Below are 17,447 nucleotides of genomic sequence, written 5' to 3'. Positions count from 1 at the left end.
CCTCTAAACCGACATCAGAGTACTGAAAAGTATCGATTTGTCTATTCGATTTTTACATTTGATTGCGTAAATCCAGGATTTCTCTAACCTGACTTCTTGGGTGATCGAGATCCCGGTATGAATCAAAAAAACAAATCAATTTCCTCGGAACAGAAATGGATTCCCGATGGATTTCATTTTTTAGGACCAGAAGAAAGTAAAAACCGGCGAATTTTACTACAATCATTTTCAGAACTTTTTGAAAGAGAAGGTTATTCTGAAATCACACTCCCTAGTTTCGATTATTCGAATTCCTTTCGTTCCCAATTGCATGAAGGTGTTGAGAGTTTGCTTGTGGCAAAGGACTGGGATGGAAATGAACTTTCTCCTGGTGTAGACTTAACGTTACAAGTTGTGAAAGGGATGGCAGCAAGATCCCATTGGGAAGAAAACCAAAATGTTTATTACTTCGCTAAAAAAATAAGAGATCACAAAAAACGCAATGCATCTCGTCGTGAGATTTTACAAATCGGAATCGAAAGTTTAGGAAAAAGTGATACAAATCACGTCATTTCCCAAATCCAAATCTTACAAAAACTTTGGAATCAATCAATACCGAATAAATCCTTTACGATTGTATTTGGGCATTCTTCTTTTTTTCGCCATCTCGTAGAGATTTTAGGTTGGAACGAAGAACAAACAAAGGTTTTACGACAGTTTTTATACACAAAAAATATTCCGGAATTAATCTCTTTGGCTGCACGTGAGAATACCTCGGACTCTCATATGCAGATTATACATCTTTTGTTAAAACCAATTCCTGCGAATGAGATTGGTAAGTTTATAACCCAATTGGAAAACGTATTCACGAAAGAAGAATTGCAAATTATTAGAGAGGATTTAAAATCCATTACGTCTTTTTTTCAAGTTTGGAACGAAAAGATGAAGGAAATTTCTTGTATATGGGATCCATCTCTTGTGCGAGATTTATCGTATTACACTGGTTTTATGTTTCAAGGGTATGTAGAACAAGATCCAGAACCAGTATTTGCTGGTGGTGTATATAATGAATTGTATGGAAGTTTTACAGGAATCCAAAAAGATGCGTGTGGTTTAGCTCTGCATCTGGATTCAATTGAAGTTTTGTTAAATAAGGAAAAATGAGGGATTTATGCCTGCAAATTTAGTCGTTGGAGCCCAATGGGGTGATGAAGGAAAAGCAAAAGTAATTGATTACCTTTCAAAAGATACTGATATCATTGTCCGTTACCAAGGTGGAGCCAATGCGGGCCACACTGTTGTGGTTGGTGGGAAAAAATATATTTTTCACTTAGTTCCCTCTGGTATCATTTATGACAATACAACTTGTGTGATTGGAAATGGTGTTGTTCTCGATCCTGAATATTTTTTAAAAGAATGTTCTGATTTAGAAGCACATGGTTTCAAAGTGAAGGACAAAGTTCTCATCAGTGATTCCTGTCATATCCTTCTTCCTTACCATCGATTGATCGATGAAGCAAGAGAAGCTGGTTCTTCTCCTGAAAGAAAAATTGGTACCACAAAAAAAGGGATTGGGATGTGTTATGCGGACAAAATGCTCCGCAATGGTGTACGTGCGGGTGACCTTCTCGATAAAGAGAATTTAAAACGAAAACTAAACCATATCTTAGAAGTGAAAAACCAAGAACTTGTAAAATATTATGATTTAGAACCTGTGAACCCAAATGAAATGTATGACTTCCTTTTGGATTTTGCAGACAAAATGGGTAAAAATATCATCAATACTGTATATTACCTCAATTCTGAATTAGAAAAAGGAAAACGAGTTTTACTCGAAGGGGCACAAGGGACAGGGCTTGATATTGATTTTGGAACCTATCCCTATGTCACAAGTTCTAATCCAACAACGGGTGGAGCTCTTGCTGGTTCTGGAGTGAGTTTTCGTTATTTAAAAGATGTCATTGGAATCACAAAAGCATATGCCACGAGAGTGGGGGAAGGTCCATTTCCTTCCGAGATTTTGGGAGAAGCTGGTGACGTGTTGCGTAAGTTAGGTGGTGAATACGGATCCACGACTGGTAGACCGAGACGTTGTGGTTGGTTTGATGTTCAAATGATCAAACATGCTGTCACTGTGAATGGGATCAATTCCCTTGTTCTTACTAAAATTGATGTTCTGAGTCATTATGAATCAATTCCTGTGGTTGTTGGTTATGAATACAAAGGTAAAAAACTAGATTTTTTTCCATCCCAAGGATTGGAAGACGTCAAACCGTTGTTTGCTGAGTATAAGGGATGGAAAGATGATATTTCTGGTATCAACTCGTTTGCGAAACTTCCACCTCTTTGTCAGGCTTACATCAAGTCTTTACAAGAGTTAGTAAAAACTAAAATTGGAATTGTTTCGACAGGACCTGATCGTGACCACACGATCATCATGGATTAAAAAAAAACAGGAGCTCTTGATCTTTTTTTTAAGTAGTTGTTGACCGAGAAAGGTGGTTCGATATTCTTGGCTACAGAACGAGTCGTTAGCTCAGCTGGTAGAGCAATTCCCTTTTAAGGAATGGGTCCGGGGTTCGAATCCCCGACGACTCACAAACAAGAGTTCTTAATTCTTAAGTTCTAAAAACGGTGCCATCGTCTAATGGTTAGGACACAAGGTTTTCATCCTTGCAATCGGGGTTCAATTCCCCGTGGCACTACCAAACAAACCTGCTTCAATTCACATCCCAAACAAATTTCTTCTACAAACTTTCCCTTACATTTTTCAATGATTCCAACTCTTGTGAGATAAAAATCGTATAACAATGGATCGTCGGGATTGATCTCTTTGAAATATTCGGTAAGGCGATACGCATCTTTCATTTGAAACGTATGCAAACATTGTATTCCCAAAACTTTGCTTAATTTTTGAATGTGGACATCCAAGGGATATGGAATAACACTCGGAAGGATTCTTTTGTAGATTCCAAAGTCAGGGTATTCTTCACGCACCATCCAACGTAAAAATAGAGAAATCCTTTTTTTAGGAGATTTGGATTCAGATTTGCCAATGAGAAAATGTAAACCGTAACTCATTGGTTTTCCTGCTAAGGTTTTTAAGAGTTCTTGTTCCCAAAATGTTTGGAATTGGGGGATGGACGACTTAGGGTCAAAAGAACCTTCCTTGTTTAGGAAACACGATTCCAGGAGTGGGGAAGAGGACTTGGTTTCTATCAGAATTCGCTGTAAGGTGGTGAAAAACACAAGTAAGTCTTCTTTAGTTTGGAAACGATATCCTGTTGTAAAAAGAGAAGTAGGATCGCTTTGCAGATTGGTTTTTTGTAACCACAGAGAAGGAGATGGGCCCATCGAACGGAATAGAGGAGCTAAAAATTTTTGGATCTGTTTTACATTCCCATAAGCGAAGAGACAAGAGATGAAAGAAACAATCTCAATATCAAGTGGGTTTTGGTACTCTTTGGGAAAACAAATGGGATCTGTTTCCAAATAGGAAATGTTTTGGTATTTGGAGACCACCTTCTCCAGTTCTTTTTGGAGAAGGTTCCAATCAACTGGCATTTTTTTTGGCGATATAGGTTCGGGAATTGAGAGTCCTGTCTAGTTTGGATTCCATAAATTGACTTACCTTGACAAGCGAATCAAGTTGTATGCCTGTTTCATACCCTTCCTTCTGTAAAAAATACACCAAGTCTTCCGTGGCAACATTGCCTGCTGCCCCTTTTGCGTAAGGACAACCACCAAGCCCACCTGCGGAACTATCAAAACTACGGATGCCCATGGCTAGAGCTTGTTTGGTATTCGCAATCGCCATTCCATACGTATCATGGAAGTGACAATTGAGGTATTTGATAGGAATTTTTTTTAAAACAACTTCGAGTAAGGATTCAATTTCAGAAGGAACTGCTACACCAATCGTTTCCCCTAACGAAATTTCGTAAGCTCCGGCATCTAATAGACGTTCTGCGACTTCCAAGGTTTTTTCAGGTTTGATTTTTCCTTCATAAGGACAAGAAACAACAGTGGAGATATAACCTCGGACTTTGATTCCGTCTTGTTTGGCGGAATCAAAAATAGGTCGAAAGGCTTGGAAACTTTCCATCACAGTCATATTGATATTTTTTTGAGTAAAGGACTCTGAAGTTGCAGTAAACACAGCCACTTCTTTAAAACCGGCTTCCTTAGCAGCTTGGTATCCTTTCGGATTTGGTGTGAGACAAGAAAATTCTACTTGGGATCCGAATGCAGGGAGAACGAGTGCTGATAATTCGATCGCATCTCCCATTTGTGGAATTCGATCTTTGCGAACAAAAGAAGTGAGTTCAATGTGTTTGGCTCCAGATTCTACTAGACGTTTTACGAATTCGAATTTATCCTGAGTGGAAAGAATGGTCTTTTCATTTTGTAATCCATCTCTTGGTCCTACTTCTGTGATTTTAACTGTTTCCAAATTATTTTTTTCCTCCACCTTCCCTTTAGAGTTATCCTGGAAATGGAGAAAGCAATGATTTTATCGATGAGAAGATATGCTCACCATTAAAAATCTTTCTGTATCCATTGGCCAAAGGAATTTGTTCCAAAACATTTCTTTGCAAGCAAAGACGAACGAAATTACAGGACTCGTTGGTGCCTCTGGCTCTGGCAAATCCACTCTCTTTCGCTTGGCACTGGGACTACTTTTTCCGTCGCTTGGATACAAGTGGCAAGGACAAATGGATTGGAAAGGAATTCCTCTGGGTGAAAAACCAGTTCCACTTCTGCAACCCGTCTTCCAAGATCCATTTGGAAGTTTTTCCCCCTATGGAACGATGAGAGACTTATTACTCGAACCAAAACGCATCCAAAAACATTTTTTTTTAAACCAAGAAGAGAAAGAAGAGGAGTGGTCAAAGATTGAAACCATTTGTCAAACATTTGACCTTTCTCTATCGCTTTTGGATAAAACCAAGCAGGAGTTAAGTGGAGGTCAGTTGCAACGCTTTGCAATTCTTAGGTCACTCCTTGCCAATCCAGAATACTTGTTACTCGATGAACCAGTGACCGCCCTTGATGTTCTTGTGCAAAAAAAAATAGCAGAAGAGCTAAAAACCATAAACCGAGAAAAACAACTGGGTATGCTCATCGTCTCCCATGATATAGGATTTTTGTCTTATATGTGTGATAGGCTCTTTGTATTGGAAGATGGTTCGATTACCGAAATGGGTACACCAAAGGAAATTTTAAAACAACCCAAGTCTAAACTTTTACAACAATTAGTCGCTGCTCGGTCTCATTCGTTTGTTGGACTTACTTCTTCTTCTGAATCATCCAATTGAGTTCGTTTTGCTTCGGCAAATTTTTTCGCAATGTCTCTTCTTCTTGCGATCACCTTGGATGATACCGTCGCAAAAAAAGGATCATTTGTAAAACTGAGCATCTTTGTATATTGTTCTTCCGCAGTTTCATAATCTGTGACTTTGGAGGCAGTTTCTGCAAAGTAATAATGAAATTTTTTATCGTATGGTTGGACTTTCCCTTCACCAGTAGTTAAACTTGTTCGATTAAAAATTTTATAAGCGATATGATAATTGCCTTTTTCCATCTCGAGCCTTGCAAAACCTAATTTGACATTGGGACTTTCTTCTTCAATTTTTAAGGCTTTGTTCAAATAGAGAAGGGCGCGGTTTTTTAAACCAGTTTCCAAATAATGATCAGCCAAACGGATGAGTGCTTCTGTATCATAAGGATTTTTTTCCACAGCCAATTTATAATTCATAATGGCATAATAGAATTGCCTTGTGATTTCTGATAAGATGGCGATATGCAGATAGGTTTTGTAATACTCAGGCATTTCTGCTTTTGCATATTCGAATTCCACAAGTGCTTTTTCGTATTTCATTTCTACGGAATACAATCTTCCTAAATTGTATCGAAACGGAAAAAATTGTGGATCAAACCGCACTCCCGCTTCGAGGCGTTTGATCACTTCCGCCCGCATATTTGGTTTTCCATTCAATAGAAGTTCGATGGTATCGTTATTCCATTTTCCGGAGTTTGTAATGGTTTCTGTCCCATAAGTAAAACTTCCATTGGATTTGGGAGGTTCTCCCGTATACAGTTTTCCCCGTGCCAAGATAAAGTCGTCTTTGTGGTAAATGAAGGAACCGTTTGGAAAATCAGAAATATCAAATTCTTCGTCCTTCCCCCATAGTAATTCTGGGTATTCTTTGTTCCCGATCAGTTTTTGTGAAAAGAGCAGTGTGGGGAATAAAAACAGAAGTGCGAATGTAAATAGGTGATGAAACATGGTGAAGAATGGACCGAACCATTTTAGAGACTAAAGGCCTCACTATTACTGTCGGCGAAAAAACTTTATTGAAAGAGGTGAATCTTCGTTTTTTTGAAACAGGAATGTTTGCCATACTCGGTGAAAATGGGGCAGGTAAGTCCACTTTACTCAAAAAAATTTACCATGATTCTAAAACCTCTCCTGATTGGCATTGGCCCCAAGGAAAAAAGAAAATTGTTTATCTCAGCCATGAATTAGGTTTTTATTCTTCACTCAATTTAGAGGAGAATTTGGATTATTTTACCTCGCTTACAGGAAATCCTTCTCCTTCACGAAAAGATGAGCTCATTCGTCTCTTTCGATTGGAGAAACGAAAGTTAGATCCCATCCATTTTTATTCTCGGGGCATGAAACAGAAGGTGGCCATCCTTCGAGTGCTTTTGTCTTCTGCTGATATCCTTTTATTTGATGAACCATTTACAGGCCTTGATTCCGAATCTTCCGAAGTATTCAGTCGCATTTTGAATGAAGAAAAAAAATCCAAGTTGATCTTAATTGTCCTGCATTCAGTTCCAAAAGAATTAGAATGTTCAGGCCAAATTTCCATTCATCAGGGGAAAGTAATTGTTTCTTAAACTCCTTAAAAAAGATTTCACGTTAATCGGTCGCTCTCTTGGGGGAGTTGTGTCTCTCTTTACTCTCAGTGTATCGGTGGTATTTATTTTTTATACATCGATCGAAGTGAATGAGATGTTGTCTGTAAGGAGCATCCGTGGACTCAAGTGGGCGATTATTTTTCTTTTGAACTTTGTGATTGTGAGCCAAAGCCTTTGGGAAGAGCGGGAATCCATGGGTTGGGAAGCAAGTCTTGGTTACCTCAGTCCCACAGCATTGTACACAAGTAAGTCCTTAGCCATTTGGTTTTGTACGATTCTTGTGAATGCACTCCTTGTTCTCGTACTTTCTGTTTTCTTTCAAAATATGTCCTTAGATCGATTTCTGGGAGAATGGCTCTTTGCCAATTTAGGAAGTGGTTGTTTGGTTTTTTTGGGAGTCTCCCTTGGGATCATTGCGTTTGAAAGTCGATTGAAAGAAATCATCATTCCCCTTTTGCAATTACCATTTTCGATCCCATTGTTTTTGTTTGGGTTGGAAGCTGAAAATCGTTATTGGATGGAAACTGGTTTTTACCTTCCATCGGTGGGACTTCTCCTCTTTTTCCTTTTGTTTTATGGTACTTTGGGTTCTGTTATGGTGGAAACCTTAAAGAATGAATAGAAGAATCGTATTTTCTCCTAGAATTTCTTTTCCATTCTGAAAATCTGGAAAAAAATGGAACGTAAGATTCAACTACTGCACCCCGCCTTTGACTTCGTGTTTTACTTGGTAGTCACGATTTCCTTAGTTTTTGCCGTGTTTGTTTCCATCTTGTATCCAAATGTGATTTTGGAGCAGGGACTAAGCCACCGCATTTTTTATCTTCATGTGCCGGTCGCTTGGGTGGCGTTATACGGTCCTATGTTGTCCTTTGTATTCTCTTTGGTTTATTTGTTCCAAAAAAATCTTCTTTGGGATCGGCTTGCGTTTACGGCAAACCAACTTGCTTTTGTGTTTGCCCTAGGTGTTCTATTTTCTGGTCCCATTTGGGCATACAGTGCTTGGGGTGTTCCTTGGGACAAAACAGATGCTAGGTTGCAGTCGTTTTTTATTCTTTGTTTGTCTCTACTCAGTTATTTTATCTTTCGTTATCTTGTTCCTTCCCGAAAAAAAAAGGCGATTCTTTCGGCTTACCTTTCTTTACTTTGTGCCGTAAGTGCCGTTCTCACCTGGGGTGCGATTCGTTGGATTGAAAATCCAGGAAACCATCCAGGCAGTGTCCTCGGAAAAGGCGGAATGGATTCTGATATGAAACAAACCATGTGGCTTGGAGTTCTTGCGTATCACTTTTTATTTCTCATTTTATTTCTTCTTTCCAATCGAAATGAAAAACTCCAAGAACTGAAACATACACTTCGGGCAGAGATGGATTGATTTTGATGAGCCAAGCAGAATCTTTACATACCATTCTCATCGTTGATGATGTTCCTGAAAACGTGGAGCTACTCAAATACCTTTTGTCGCAAGAAGGTTTTAAAACCTATACAGCATATTCTGCAGAAGAAGCACGGCTCGTTTTACTCAATACAAGAATTGATACACTATTACTCGATGTGAATATGCCCGTTCAAGATGGATTTTCCTTTTGTCGGGAACTCCGAGAGATGGACCAGTTTAAACTCCTTCCCATTTTATTCATCACATCGATTGATAGGGAAGTTGGTTTCCAAGAAGCTATGAAAAATGGGGGAGATGATTTTATCAACAAACCCTTTAATAAACGAGAGTTAGTTGCTAAAATCCATTCTGTCATTCGTCTCAAAGACTTACAAGACGAACTTTACCAACAAAAAAGCAAATACGAAAAAGAATTACAAACTGCGCGTCGTGTCCAAGACCAACTCATTCCTGAAAAAAGTTTTATTTGGAATGGGATCAAAGCCCAAACCTTATTTCATCCCTATTTACAAATTGGCGGGGATTTTGTTGATACTTGGATCGAAGAAAAAAAACTCCATATCGTCATAGCCGATTGTTCAGGTCATGGTCCGAGTGCGGCCCTCATCGGTGCTATGTTTAAAATGCAATTATTCAATTTGGTTCCAAATATGGGCCTGAAAGAACGTGTCTCCCATTTACGTAAAAATATGGAACTTGTCCTACCAGAAGATTATGCCATTACCTTTTGTTATGCGATCATTGACCAGAATCTAAATTTATCGTATATCAATGGAGGTCACCCAGCTCCCATTGTGTATATGGATGGGGAAACCAAATTCCTAAAAGGAATGAGCCCTATGATCATGGGAATCAATATGGTGGCCAATGATGAAGTGCAGTCTGTTTCTTTGAAACAGGGTTCCAAGTTTTTTATGTATACAGATGGGGCAAGTGAAGCCATGAACCCCAAATTGGAATACATCACAGAAGAGGGAATGAAAGATATTTTCCATGCGTCCGTCCAATCTGGTTCTGACATTCTTCCCACAGTACAAAGTAAAATATTAGAATTTTGTGGTTTATCCACTCCGAGTGACGATATGGCAATGGTGTGTATCCAATTATGATTCCAAATCCGCATTACAAAGGAAAGGTGAGAGATGTCTATGATTTGGGAACTGAGTTATTACTCGTTGCCACAGATAGGATTTCTGCATTTGATGTCGTTTTTTCAGAACCAGTGGAAGACAAAGGGAAAATTCTCACTCGTATTTCGACAAAATGGTTCCATCACTTTCACGAGATTCCAAATCATTTGGTGACTGATGATCCGAATTTATTTCCGAAACCCTATCAAAATGATCCCGCAGTGGTTGGCCGGTCTGTACTTGTGAAAAAAGCAAAACGGATCGACTTCGAATGTGTGGTGCGGGGTTACCTCACTGGTTCTGCTTGGAAAGAATACCTGCAGTCGGGAACGATAGCGGAAACTCCTTACCCAAAAGGTTTACAAGAGTCGTATCAATTTCCGACACCGATTTTCACACCAGCTAGAAAAAATGATTCTGGGCACGATGAAAATGTAAGTGAAGAAACCATGGAAAAGGAAGTGGGTTCCGTTTTATTCCAAAAGGTAAAAAATCTTTCCCTTCGTTTGTATACGGAAGCACACGGACTCATGGCAAAACAAGGAATCCTTCTTTGTGACACCAAATTTGAATTTGGATTGATGGATGGGGAACCCATCCTCATCGATGAAATTTTGACACCCGATTCCTCGCGGTATTGGGACGCTTCTACTTATGTTTTAGGAAAAACACCTGCCAGTTTTGACAAACAAATCCTTAGAAATTGGCTGGAATCCACCTCCTGGGATAAAAATCCTCCGCCCCCACAACTCCCCGAATCCTTGATTCAGGAACTACGTAAAAAATACTTGGAATTAGAAGAGAAAATCAACCTATGTTTGTCGCAAAAATAAATGTCACCCTCAAAGAATCCGTCCTAGATCCCCAAGGACAAACCGTTCTTCGTACCCTACAAGACCAAGGGAGAACACAAGTCCAAGACTTACGTGTGGGAAAATACATTGAAATCAAACTCAATGCCTCTTCTTTACAAGAAGCAGAAAAAGTAGCCAAAGAAATCTGTGAATCAGTCCTTGTGAACCAAGTGATCGAAACATACAAATTGGTTGTGGAGTCACAATGAAGGTTCGTGTTGTTACCTTTCCTGGTTCCAATTGTGATAAGGATGTGGGAACTGTCTTACAGGAAACCTTCCAAGCGAATGTGGAATACACCTGGTACAAAGAATCCTTTGAAGATGTTCCTGATTTAGTTGTTTTACCTGGTGGATTTTCCTTCGGTGATTACCTTCGCTGTGGAGCCATGGCAAAGTTTAGCCCTTCCATGGAATCGGTGGTCAAGTATGCAAACAAAGGGGGAAAGGTTCTCGGTGTTTGTAATGGTTTCCAAATCCTAACAGAATCGGGATTACTTCCGGGAGCACTTCTACACAACCGCACTCTTAAATACATTTGTAAAGATGTGGACCTCGTTCCCGTAAAAGAAAATGCATTTGGAAAACAAATCCAAGGAAATCTTTCCATTCCCATTGCTCATGGAGAAGGTGCCTACTTTGCAGATGCAGAAACTTTAGAACGTTTAGAAAAAAATGGCCAAGTGGTGTTTCGTTACAAAGAAAACCCAAATGGTTCCTTACATGACATCGCAGGGATTTGCAATGAAAAAGGAAATGTTCTTGGAATGATGCCTCACCCTGAACGAGCCATGAATCCTTATACAGGAAAAATGGACGGCAAACAAATCTTAGAAGCTCTTTTAAAAAATTAGAAACTTCGATTTCCTTTTCTTGCTTTTTCGTCCAATCCCTTTATAAGGATAGGTATGCGATTTCAAGAAGACTCAATCGACTGTGTGGATTTTATCTTAAAAAAAGATGAAGTGCTCACAATTATTTTAGGTGGGGGAAAGGGCACAAGGCTATTGCCTTTAACTGAAAAACGATCAAAACCCGCCGTGAGTTTTGGTGGGAAGTATCGTTTGATTGATATCCCTATTTCCAATTCCTTAAACAGCGGATTTGAAAAAATCTTTATTTTAACTCAGTTTAACTCGTATTCACTGAACCGTCACATCAATCGCACCTACGCGACAAACAATATCCACCAAAAGAGTTTTGTGGAAATCATCGCCGCTGAACAAACCGTTTCCAGTGCGAATTGGTTTGAAGGCACTGCGGATGCCGTGAGAAAAGTGCTTCCTTATATCCGGGAACAAAAACCCAAATATGTCCTCATCTTATCGGGAGATCAACTCTACAATATGGACCTTGCAGACTTTATGCAAAGCCATCTGATGGACCCAGAAACACAAATCTCTGTTGCAACCAATGCGATTCCTGAAGACCAAATTTATGGTTTAGGAATTGTGAAAGCAGGAGTGGGTGGCATCATCCAAGAATTCATCGAAAAACCACAAGAGATCACCCAGGTGGAATCCTGTCGGACGGAAAACGGTACATTTTTAGCCAATATGGGGATTTATATCTTCAACACATCTACGTTAATCGATGTCTTGGAAGACCGAAGTCTTGCCGATTTTGGAAAGGAAATTTTACCCAAAGCCATAAAAGAACGAAAGGTCAAAGCGTATACTTACGACGGTTATTGGGAGGACATTGGAACCATCAAGGCCTTTTACGAAGCCAATTTGATGTTAACCGACCATATTCCTAAATTCAATTTGTATTTAGAGAAAACCCCGATTTACACAAGGGCTAGGGCATTACCACCGTCAAAGATCAATCAGGCGGTCGTGAACCAAGCTCTCATCTCCGAAGGAACCATCCTTAACCAATGTGAGGTGCACCGTTCGATCATCGGGGTGCGCCAACTCATTGCTTCGGGAACCAAAATCTATGATTCCATCATCATGGGACTTGATCACTACGGTTACTTCGATCGGAAATCAGGAAAAATCCCGATTGGCATTGGGCCTAACTGCGAAATACGACGGACAATTGTCGACAAAGACTGTGCGATAGGCGCCAACGTTCGCCTGTTAAACGAACAGAACTTACAAGAATACGAAGATGAGTTCATTCGCATTCGGGAAGGGATCATCGTGGTGCCAAGGCATTCGGCGATTCCTGATGGCTACTCTATTTAGGGCAAATTTGACACAAATATGATTTCTGTGGGTCAAATTTAAGTCCAATTTGTTTCAAAAATGTGGAAATTTTCTTGCCAGGGAAGGTCTCGCTTATAGCCTGGATGAAAGGGAACCATGTTCACAACGGAATCAACGGAAGGAAACCAGTTTTGGAACGAGACATATTTTGTCCCTCATTTCCAACCCATCGTCAATGCCATCAATCGGTCGATTTCTGCTTACGAAGTCCTCGGCCGGCAGTTCAATCCAGAAGAGAACACCTACCATTCTTTAGGTGGGTTATTTCACAATAGAGAACACGATCCTGTTCCCATTTACAATATTGACCGAATTTTAAGAGAGAAGGCCGTCCAGACCCTGAAGGAAAGTAACCTTCGCACCAAACTTTTCTTCAATATGATGCCGAACTTTTTATCGAGGGTGCACCATACTGATCTTTTTGCCGAAAATTTTCATATCATCCAACTCATTGAAAAATATGGGATTGATCGCAACCAGGTAGTCATTGAAATCACAGAAGATGAATTTGATGGTTCCATCGAACGCCTGATCCAAATTGTCCAAATCTTTCGAGATTATGGTCTGAAAATTGCCATCGACGACTTAGGAACAGGTTTTTCCAATTTGGAACGGATTGGGTATTTACACCCAGACATCATGAAAGTGGATATTCGCATCATGCGAGAGAGTTTGAATAAAAACTCTTTTAAACAAGTACTCGGTGCGATCTCCGAGATGTCACAAAAATTAGGAAGCCAACTTCTGTTTGAAGGGATTGAAACGGAAGAAGAAGTGAATCTTGCTCTTTCCATGGGAGCCAATCTCTTACAAGGGTTTTACTTTTCGACCCCGAATCCCCATTTTTTGAATCGCAATACATTCTCAGACAAAATGAAAACCGTTTTGGAAAACTTCTCCAGTGTTCGTTCGAGGGAACTGCGAGACAAAGGAATCCGGGAACAAAAGATCATAGACCAATTACAAGATTTGTTTTATGAACTTTCGGATTCCAGTGAAGAGGACTTTCCATTTCGCTTTGGTCAAATCTTAGGTTCCTTACCAAGAGAGATTTTGAAGGTTTTTGTTTGTGATGCGGAAGGATACCAAATCACACCGACCTATGATTTGGATCGGATGAACGGTGGGTATTTGGAACGTTCCCGGCAGATTGGCAATAATTATGCGTGGAAACCGTATTTTTTGAAACACAAGGAAGAGTCCGAACGGTTTCGCAAAAAATGGGGTGTGACCTATCCTTTGTATGACATAGGTAACCAGAACCAATATGTGATTTTTACCTTTTCCCTGATGGCAGGGAAGATCCTTGTTGCCCAGGTGAGTTGGTCGGAATAGAATCTTGTTTTTTTTGAGTGGTCGATTTTCCTGGTAGAAGGGATTCGTCTATAATATAGAATCATTCTAAATAAAAAAAACAGGATACCACCTTGTCCGCAATTCTCGAAATACAATCTCTTCATGCCACCGTGGGAGACAAAGAAATCCTCCGTGGGGTCAATTTGACGATCGGAAGCGGGGAAGTCCATGCCATCATGGGTCCCAATGGATCGGGGAAAAGTACACTTTCGAATGTCATTCTCGGCCATCCAAAATACACAGTCACTTCCGGTGACATTCTCTTTCGTGGACAATCGATTTTAAAACTGAGTACAGACGAAAGAGCAAGGCTTGGTGTATTTTTATCCTTTCAATACCCAACTGCACTTCCTGGTGTAACGATCGGGAATTTTCTAAAATCCATTCTCAAGGCTCACCGTGGAAAAGAACTTCCTGTGAAGGAATTCAAACAAGAGCTAAAATCGGCAATGGATCTTTTGGAAGTGCCTCAATCATTTATCGGTCGTTATGTGAATGATGGATTTTCTGGTGGAGAAAAAAAACGCGCTGAAATTTTACAAATGAGTTTACTGAAACCTGTTTTGTCCATTTTGGATGAAACCGATTCGGGACTTGATATCGATGCCTTACGAATTGTTTCAGAAGGGATTAATGCCAACCGAAATCCAGAACGATCCATTTTACTCATCACACATTACCAAAGGATGTTGAATTATATCGTTCCCGATTTTGTTCACGTGTTTGCAGATGGTAGGATTTTGGAGACGGGAGGAAAAGACCTATCTTTGAAATTAGAAGAAGTGGGATATGATTGGATTTTGGAGAGAGAAGGGGTCAAATGAATTCCTCACTCAAAAAAAATCAATTTTCAATCGATCTCACGACAAAACAAGAATGGAACCAGTCTCTTATGGCAGATTGGGAAGGTCTCAGTTTCCCCACGGAAAAAGAGGAAAATTACCGCAAATTTCCAATCAGTTCCATCGATTGGAAAGAAGTCGGGTTTGATCCCAATCAAAAAAGTTTTGCAAATCACACTTCGAATTCGAGCACCAGCGAACCGTTGTTATCTACTGCGAAACAAAAGGAAATTTTGGACTTGGTGAAAACCCATTTGCCAAAAGAATATTTTACCTATCTTTCCGTTCTTGGCTCCTCAGAAATTTCAGTGTTTCCCTGTGAAGAACCAATACACATCATAACAGAATCCTTTACAGGAGACGAACCTAAGTGTTTGTTTCGAATTTTTTATGTTCCCAGTGGTTCTTCCACACAAATTCAATTCAAAACCGAAACAAAACATGATTCAGAGTCACTTCATCTTTTGTCTATCGTGGATGTATTTGTTTCGGAAAAAGATTCCATCGTTGAAATTTTAGATGAAGAGAATTTGGACGAAGACTTACTCCAATTTCGAACTGTTCTTGTTTTAGCAAAAGAAAATGCCTCGGTGAAATTCCACCATTTCCCATTTGGTGGATTTCGTTCCAAATTATTTCTATTTTCCCATCTTTTAGGAAAAGGAGCGGAGGTGACTGTGGACGGAGTCTCTGCCATAGGAAATCGTAACCTCAAAGATTTGGATATGGAAATGGTCCACCATGCAGACCATACAACCAGTAAAATTAGTTACAAAGCCATAGTCACCGATCGTTCCCACCATGTGTTTACAGGAAATTTGATCATCCCACCTAATTTAAAAAAGGTGGTTGCACACCAAGAATCGTTTAACCTTTCTTTAAATAAAAAAGCAAGAGCAGAAGCCAATCCAAAATTAGAAGTTCTTGCTGAAGACGTATCTTGTACCCACGGAGCCACTGTCGGGGACATTGACGAAGAACAGTTTTTTTATTTATTGTCTCGGGGACTGAGTCCTGAGGAATCTAAATCTCTTCTCGTCACTGCATTTTATGGCGAATCCATCCATGCCATAGGTTTTTCTGATGAAATCAAACAAGAATTGGAATCTTCCATTCATACAATTCTCGTGGGAGGGAAATGATGGCTTTTAAAAAGTTAGTCTCTATTGGGGAAATTGAAGAAGGAAAGATGAAGGTTGTAAAAACCAGACATTTTTCTGTTGTGGTGACCAAATGGGAAAATGAGTATTATGCCTTCGAAGATTCTTGTACCCATGATGGAGAAGAAATCTCTTGCGGAAAATTAGAAGGATGTGTGATCACTTGTCCTCGCCATTTTGCGAAATTCGATATTCGAAATGGAAGTGTATTAGCACTTCCTGCTACAGAGCCACTCACTGTATTTCCAACCAAAGTGGTTGGGGATGATTTAGAAGTGGATTTGGAGTCCGTATGAGTTTGGATCCATACAAACTACGCTTAGACTTTCCCATTCTTTCTGAAACCATACCAAATGGAAAACCACTTGTTTATTTAGACAATGGTGCTACTTCCCAAAAACCAATGTCTGTGATCCAGGCAACAAATGATTATTATGCGAAAGAAAATGCAAACATCCATCGTGGGGTGTATTACCTTTCCCAACATGCAACAGAACTTTTTGAAAGGACAAGGATCAAAACTAGCCATTTTTTCCAAGCGCAATGTGCCAAAGCAATCATTTTCACACGTGGAACAACTGATTCAATCAACCTCGTTGCTCAGACCTATGGAAGAGTGAATGTATCGGAAGGAGATGAAATTGTTTTATCGGTTCAGGAACATCATTCTAATTTAGTTCCTTGGCAGATGTTGGCTCGAGAAAAGAAGGCATTTTTAAAATTCATCCCCATCAAAGAAGATACGACTTACGACTTATCTAAGTTAAACGAAATTATAACCAAACGTACAAAAATCGTCGCAATCAGTCAAATGTCCAATGTCACAGGAACGGTTCATGATTTGTCAAAAATCATTGATCGTGTAAGGCAAGTTGGTGCCAAAATTCTAGTAGATGGTGCGCAAGCAGCTTGTCATATGCCAATCCATTTGGTGGATATGGATGTAGACTTTTATGCTTTTTCTGCTCATAAGATGCTCGGTCCAACGGGAGTTGGAGTTCTTTTTGGAAAAGAGGAAATTTTAGAAGCCATGCCTCCTTGGTTAGGTGGTGGTGATATGATTGAATCTGTGGAATTGGAAAGTTCTACGTATGCAGCCCTTCCTGCAAAATTAGAAGCAGGTACACCGAACATCGCTGGAGTCATTGGATTTTCTCATGCTTTGGACTATTTACAAAAAGTAGGTATGAAAAACATCAAAGAACACGAACGGATGTTAACCGAATATGCACTGGAACGGTTTCATCGTATCGGCGGTTTAACCCTTTACGGGACAGATGATTTAGAAAAAAGGGGGGGAGTTGTCTCCTTTACCTTGGACGGAATCCATCCTCATGACGTGGGTTCCATTTTAGATGAAGAAGGTGTGGCGATTCGTGTGGGTCACCACTGTTGCCAACCACTTATGAAACAATTACAAATCCCAGGGACCTGTCGGGCATCTTTTTACTTCTACAATACTAAAGAAGACATCGATGCACTCATCCAATCGATCGAGAAAGTGAAATCGATATTTGGTCGTGTCGTTAGAAAATAATTCATACGTAGATTTTCTGAAATGGAAATCTTTAGCCAATTGGCAAATACC

19 protein-coding genes and 2 tRNA genes are annotated in these 17,447 nt (G+C 39.8%); 18 read left to right on the top strand and 3 right to left on the bottom strand.

The window, feature by feature from the left end:
• The first annotated feature begins 117 nt into the window (after nt 1–117).
• From EHQ59_RS00700 to EHQ59_RS00685, 4 genes are all read left to right on the top strand, one after another.
• Entirely contained in the window at nt 118–1,143 is a 1,026-nt protein-coding gene (locus tag EHQ59_RS00700) for an ATP phosphoribosyltransferase regulatory subunit (protein WP_135617266.1), read from the top strand.
• Nucleotides 1,144–1,150: 7 nt separating this feature from the next.
• Nucleotides 1,151–2,425, top strand: coding sequence for an adenylosuccinate synthase (locus tag EHQ59_RS00695; protein WP_135617265.1), 1,275 nt, complete (start codon nt 1,151–1,153; stop codon nt 2,423–2,425).
• 79 nt (nt 2,426–2,504) lie between these two features.
• Nucleotides 2,505–2,577, top strand: a tRNA-Lys gene (locus EHQ59_RS00690).
• A gap of 35 nt (nt 2,578–2,612) precedes the next feature.
• A tRNA-Glu gene (locus EHQ59_RS00685) sits at nt 2,613–2,687 on the top strand.
• Here the strand turns inward: EHQ59_RS00685 and EHQ59_RS00680 are convergent.
• On the bottom strand, nt 2,647–3,543 hold the full coding sequence (locus tag EHQ59_RS00680; RefSeq protein WP_135617294.1) for a TIGR02757 family protein: 897 nt from the start codon (nt 3,541–3,543) through the stop codon (nt 2,647–2,649). The genes EHQ59_RS00685 and EHQ59_RS00680 overlap by 41 nt on opposite strands.
• On the bottom strand, nt 3,533–4,432 hold the full coding sequence (locus EHQ59_RS00675; RefSeq protein WP_135617264.1) for a hydroxymethylglutaryl-CoA lyase: 900 nt from the start codon (nt 4,430–4,432) through the stop codon (nt 3,533–3,535). Before EHQ59_RS00675 ends, EHQ59_RS00680 begins: the two co-directional genes overlap by 11 nt.
• A gap of 76 nt (nt 4,433–4,508) precedes the next feature.
• Here EHQ59_RS00675 and EHQ59_RS00670 point away from each other — a divergent pair, with 76 nt between their 5' ends.
• Entirely contained in the window at nt 4,509–5,297 is a 789-nt protein-coding gene (locus tag EHQ59_RS00670) for an ABC transporter ATP-binding protein (protein ID WP_135617263.1), read from the top strand.
• Here EHQ59_RS00670 and EHQ59_RS00665 read toward each other — a convergent pair.
• Nucleotides 5,252–6,268 carry a tetratricopeptide repeat protein gene (locus tag EHQ59_RS00665; protein WP_135617262.1) on the bottom strand — a complete coding sequence of 339 codons (1,017 nt, stop codon included), beginning with the start codon at nt 6,266–6,268 and terminating at the stop codon, nt 5,252–5,254. The two genes, EHQ59_RS00670 and EHQ59_RS00665, sit on opposite strands and share 46 nt — an antisense overlap.
• 8 nt (nt 6,269–6,276) lie before the next feature.
• Between EHQ59_RS00665 and EHQ59_RS00660 the strand changes: the two genes are divergently transcribed.
• From EHQ59_RS00660 to EHQ59_RS00600, 13 genes are all read left to right on the top strand, one after another.
• The gene (locus EHQ59_RS00660; protein ID WP_135617261.1) at nt 6,277–6,885 is read left to right on the top strand and encodes an ABC transporter ATP-binding protein; all 609 of its coding nucleotides are present in this window, start codon (nt 6,277–6,279) and stop codon (nt 6,883–6,885) included.
• Nucleotides 6,875–7,528, top strand: coding sequence for a heme exporter protein CcmB (locus EHQ59_RS00655; protein ID WP_135617260.1), 654 nt, complete (start codon nt 6,875–6,877; stop codon nt 7,526–7,528). The genes EHQ59_RS00660 and EHQ59_RS00655 overlap by 11 nt, the downstream gene beginning before the upstream one ends.
• Nucleotides 7,529–7,582: 54 nt before the next feature.
• A complete protein-coding gene (ccsA, locus tag EHQ59_RS00650) occupies nt 7,583–8,281 on the top strand; it encodes a cytochrome c biogenesis protein CcsA (RefSeq protein ID WP_135617259.1) in 699 nt (232 codons plus the stop codon).
• Between the two features lie 5 nt (nt 8,282–8,286).
• The gene (locus EHQ59_RS00645; protein WP_135617258.1) at nt 8,287–9,414 is read left to right on the top strand and encodes a PP2C family protein-serine/threonine phosphatase; all 1,128 of its coding nucleotides are present in this window, start codon (nt 8,287–8,289) and stop codon (nt 9,412–9,414) included.
• On the top strand, nt 9,411–10,268 hold the full coding sequence (locus tag EHQ59_RS00640; RefSeq protein ID WP_135617257.1) for a phosphoribosylaminoimidazolesuccinocarboxamide synthase: 858 nt from the start codon (nt 9,411–9,413) through the stop codon (nt 10,266–10,268). The genes EHQ59_RS00645 and EHQ59_RS00640 overlap by 4 nt, the downstream gene beginning before the upstream one ends.
• Nucleotides 10,250–10,498: a phosphoribosylformylglycinamidine synthase subunit PurS gene (gene purS / locus EHQ59_RS00635; protein WP_135617256.1), complete on the top strand. Its 249-nt coding sequence runs from the start codon at nt 10,250–10,252 to the stop codon at nt 10,496–10,498. The genes EHQ59_RS00640 and purS overlap by 19 nt, the downstream gene beginning before the upstream one ends.
• On the top strand, nt 10,495–11,142 hold the full coding sequence (purQ, locus tag EHQ59_RS00630; protein WP_135617255.1) for a phosphoribosylformylglycinamidine synthase subunit PurQ: 648 nt from the start codon (nt 10,495–10,497) through the stop codon (nt 11,140–11,142). The genes purS and purQ overlap by 4 nt, the downstream gene beginning before the upstream one ends.
• A 54-nt stretch (nt 11,143–11,196) precedes the next feature.
• Nucleotides 11,197–12,480, top strand: coding sequence for a sugar phosphate nucleotidyltransferase (locus tag EHQ59_RS00625; protein WP_135617254.1), 1,284 nt, complete (start codon nt 11,197–11,199; stop codon nt 12,478–12,480).
• Nucleotides 12,481–12,597: 117 nt separating this feature from the next.
• Entirely contained in the window at nt 12,598–13,836 is a 1,239-nt protein-coding gene (locus tag EHQ59_RS00620; RefSeq protein ID WP_135617253.1) for an EAL domain-containing protein, read from the top strand.
• Between the two features lie 92 nt (nt 13,837–13,928).
• Nucleotides 13,929–14,681, top strand: a complete 753-nt coding sequence (gene sufC, locus EHQ59_RS00615; RefSeq protein WP_135617252.1) for a Fe-S cluster assembly ATPase SufC — start codon at nt 13,929–13,931, stop codon at nt 14,679–14,681.
• A complete protein-coding gene (locus tag EHQ59_RS00610; RefSeq protein WP_135617251.1) occupies nt 14,678–15,841 on the top strand; it encodes a SufD family Fe-S cluster assembly protein in 1,164 nt (387 codons plus the stop codon). Before sufC ends, EHQ59_RS00610 begins: the two co-directional genes overlap by 4 nt.
• Nucleotides 15,841–16,155, top strand: a complete 315-nt coding sequence (locus EHQ59_RS00605; protein ID WP_135617250.1) for a Rieske (2Fe-2S) protein — start codon at nt 15,841–15,843, stop codon at nt 16,153–16,155. Before EHQ59_RS00610 ends, EHQ59_RS00605 begins: the two co-directional genes overlap by 1 nt.
• Nucleotides 16,152–17,396 (top strand): cysteine desulfurase, encoded by a 1,245-nt coding sequence (locus EHQ59_RS00600; protein WP_135617249.1) that lies wholly within the window; start codon nt 16,152–16,154, stop codon nt 17,394–17,396. The genes EHQ59_RS00605 and EHQ59_RS00600 overlap by 4 nt, the downstream gene beginning before the upstream one ends.
• Nucleotides 17,397–17,447: the final 51 nt, after the last annotated feature.

The organism is Leptospira kemamanensis, assembly GCF_004769665.1.
Lineage (GTDB): Bacteria > Spirochaetota > Leptospiria > Leptospirales > Leptospiraceae > Leptospira_A > Leptospira_A kemamanensis.
This window is presented reverse-complemented; position numbering and strand designations above follow the sequence as displayed.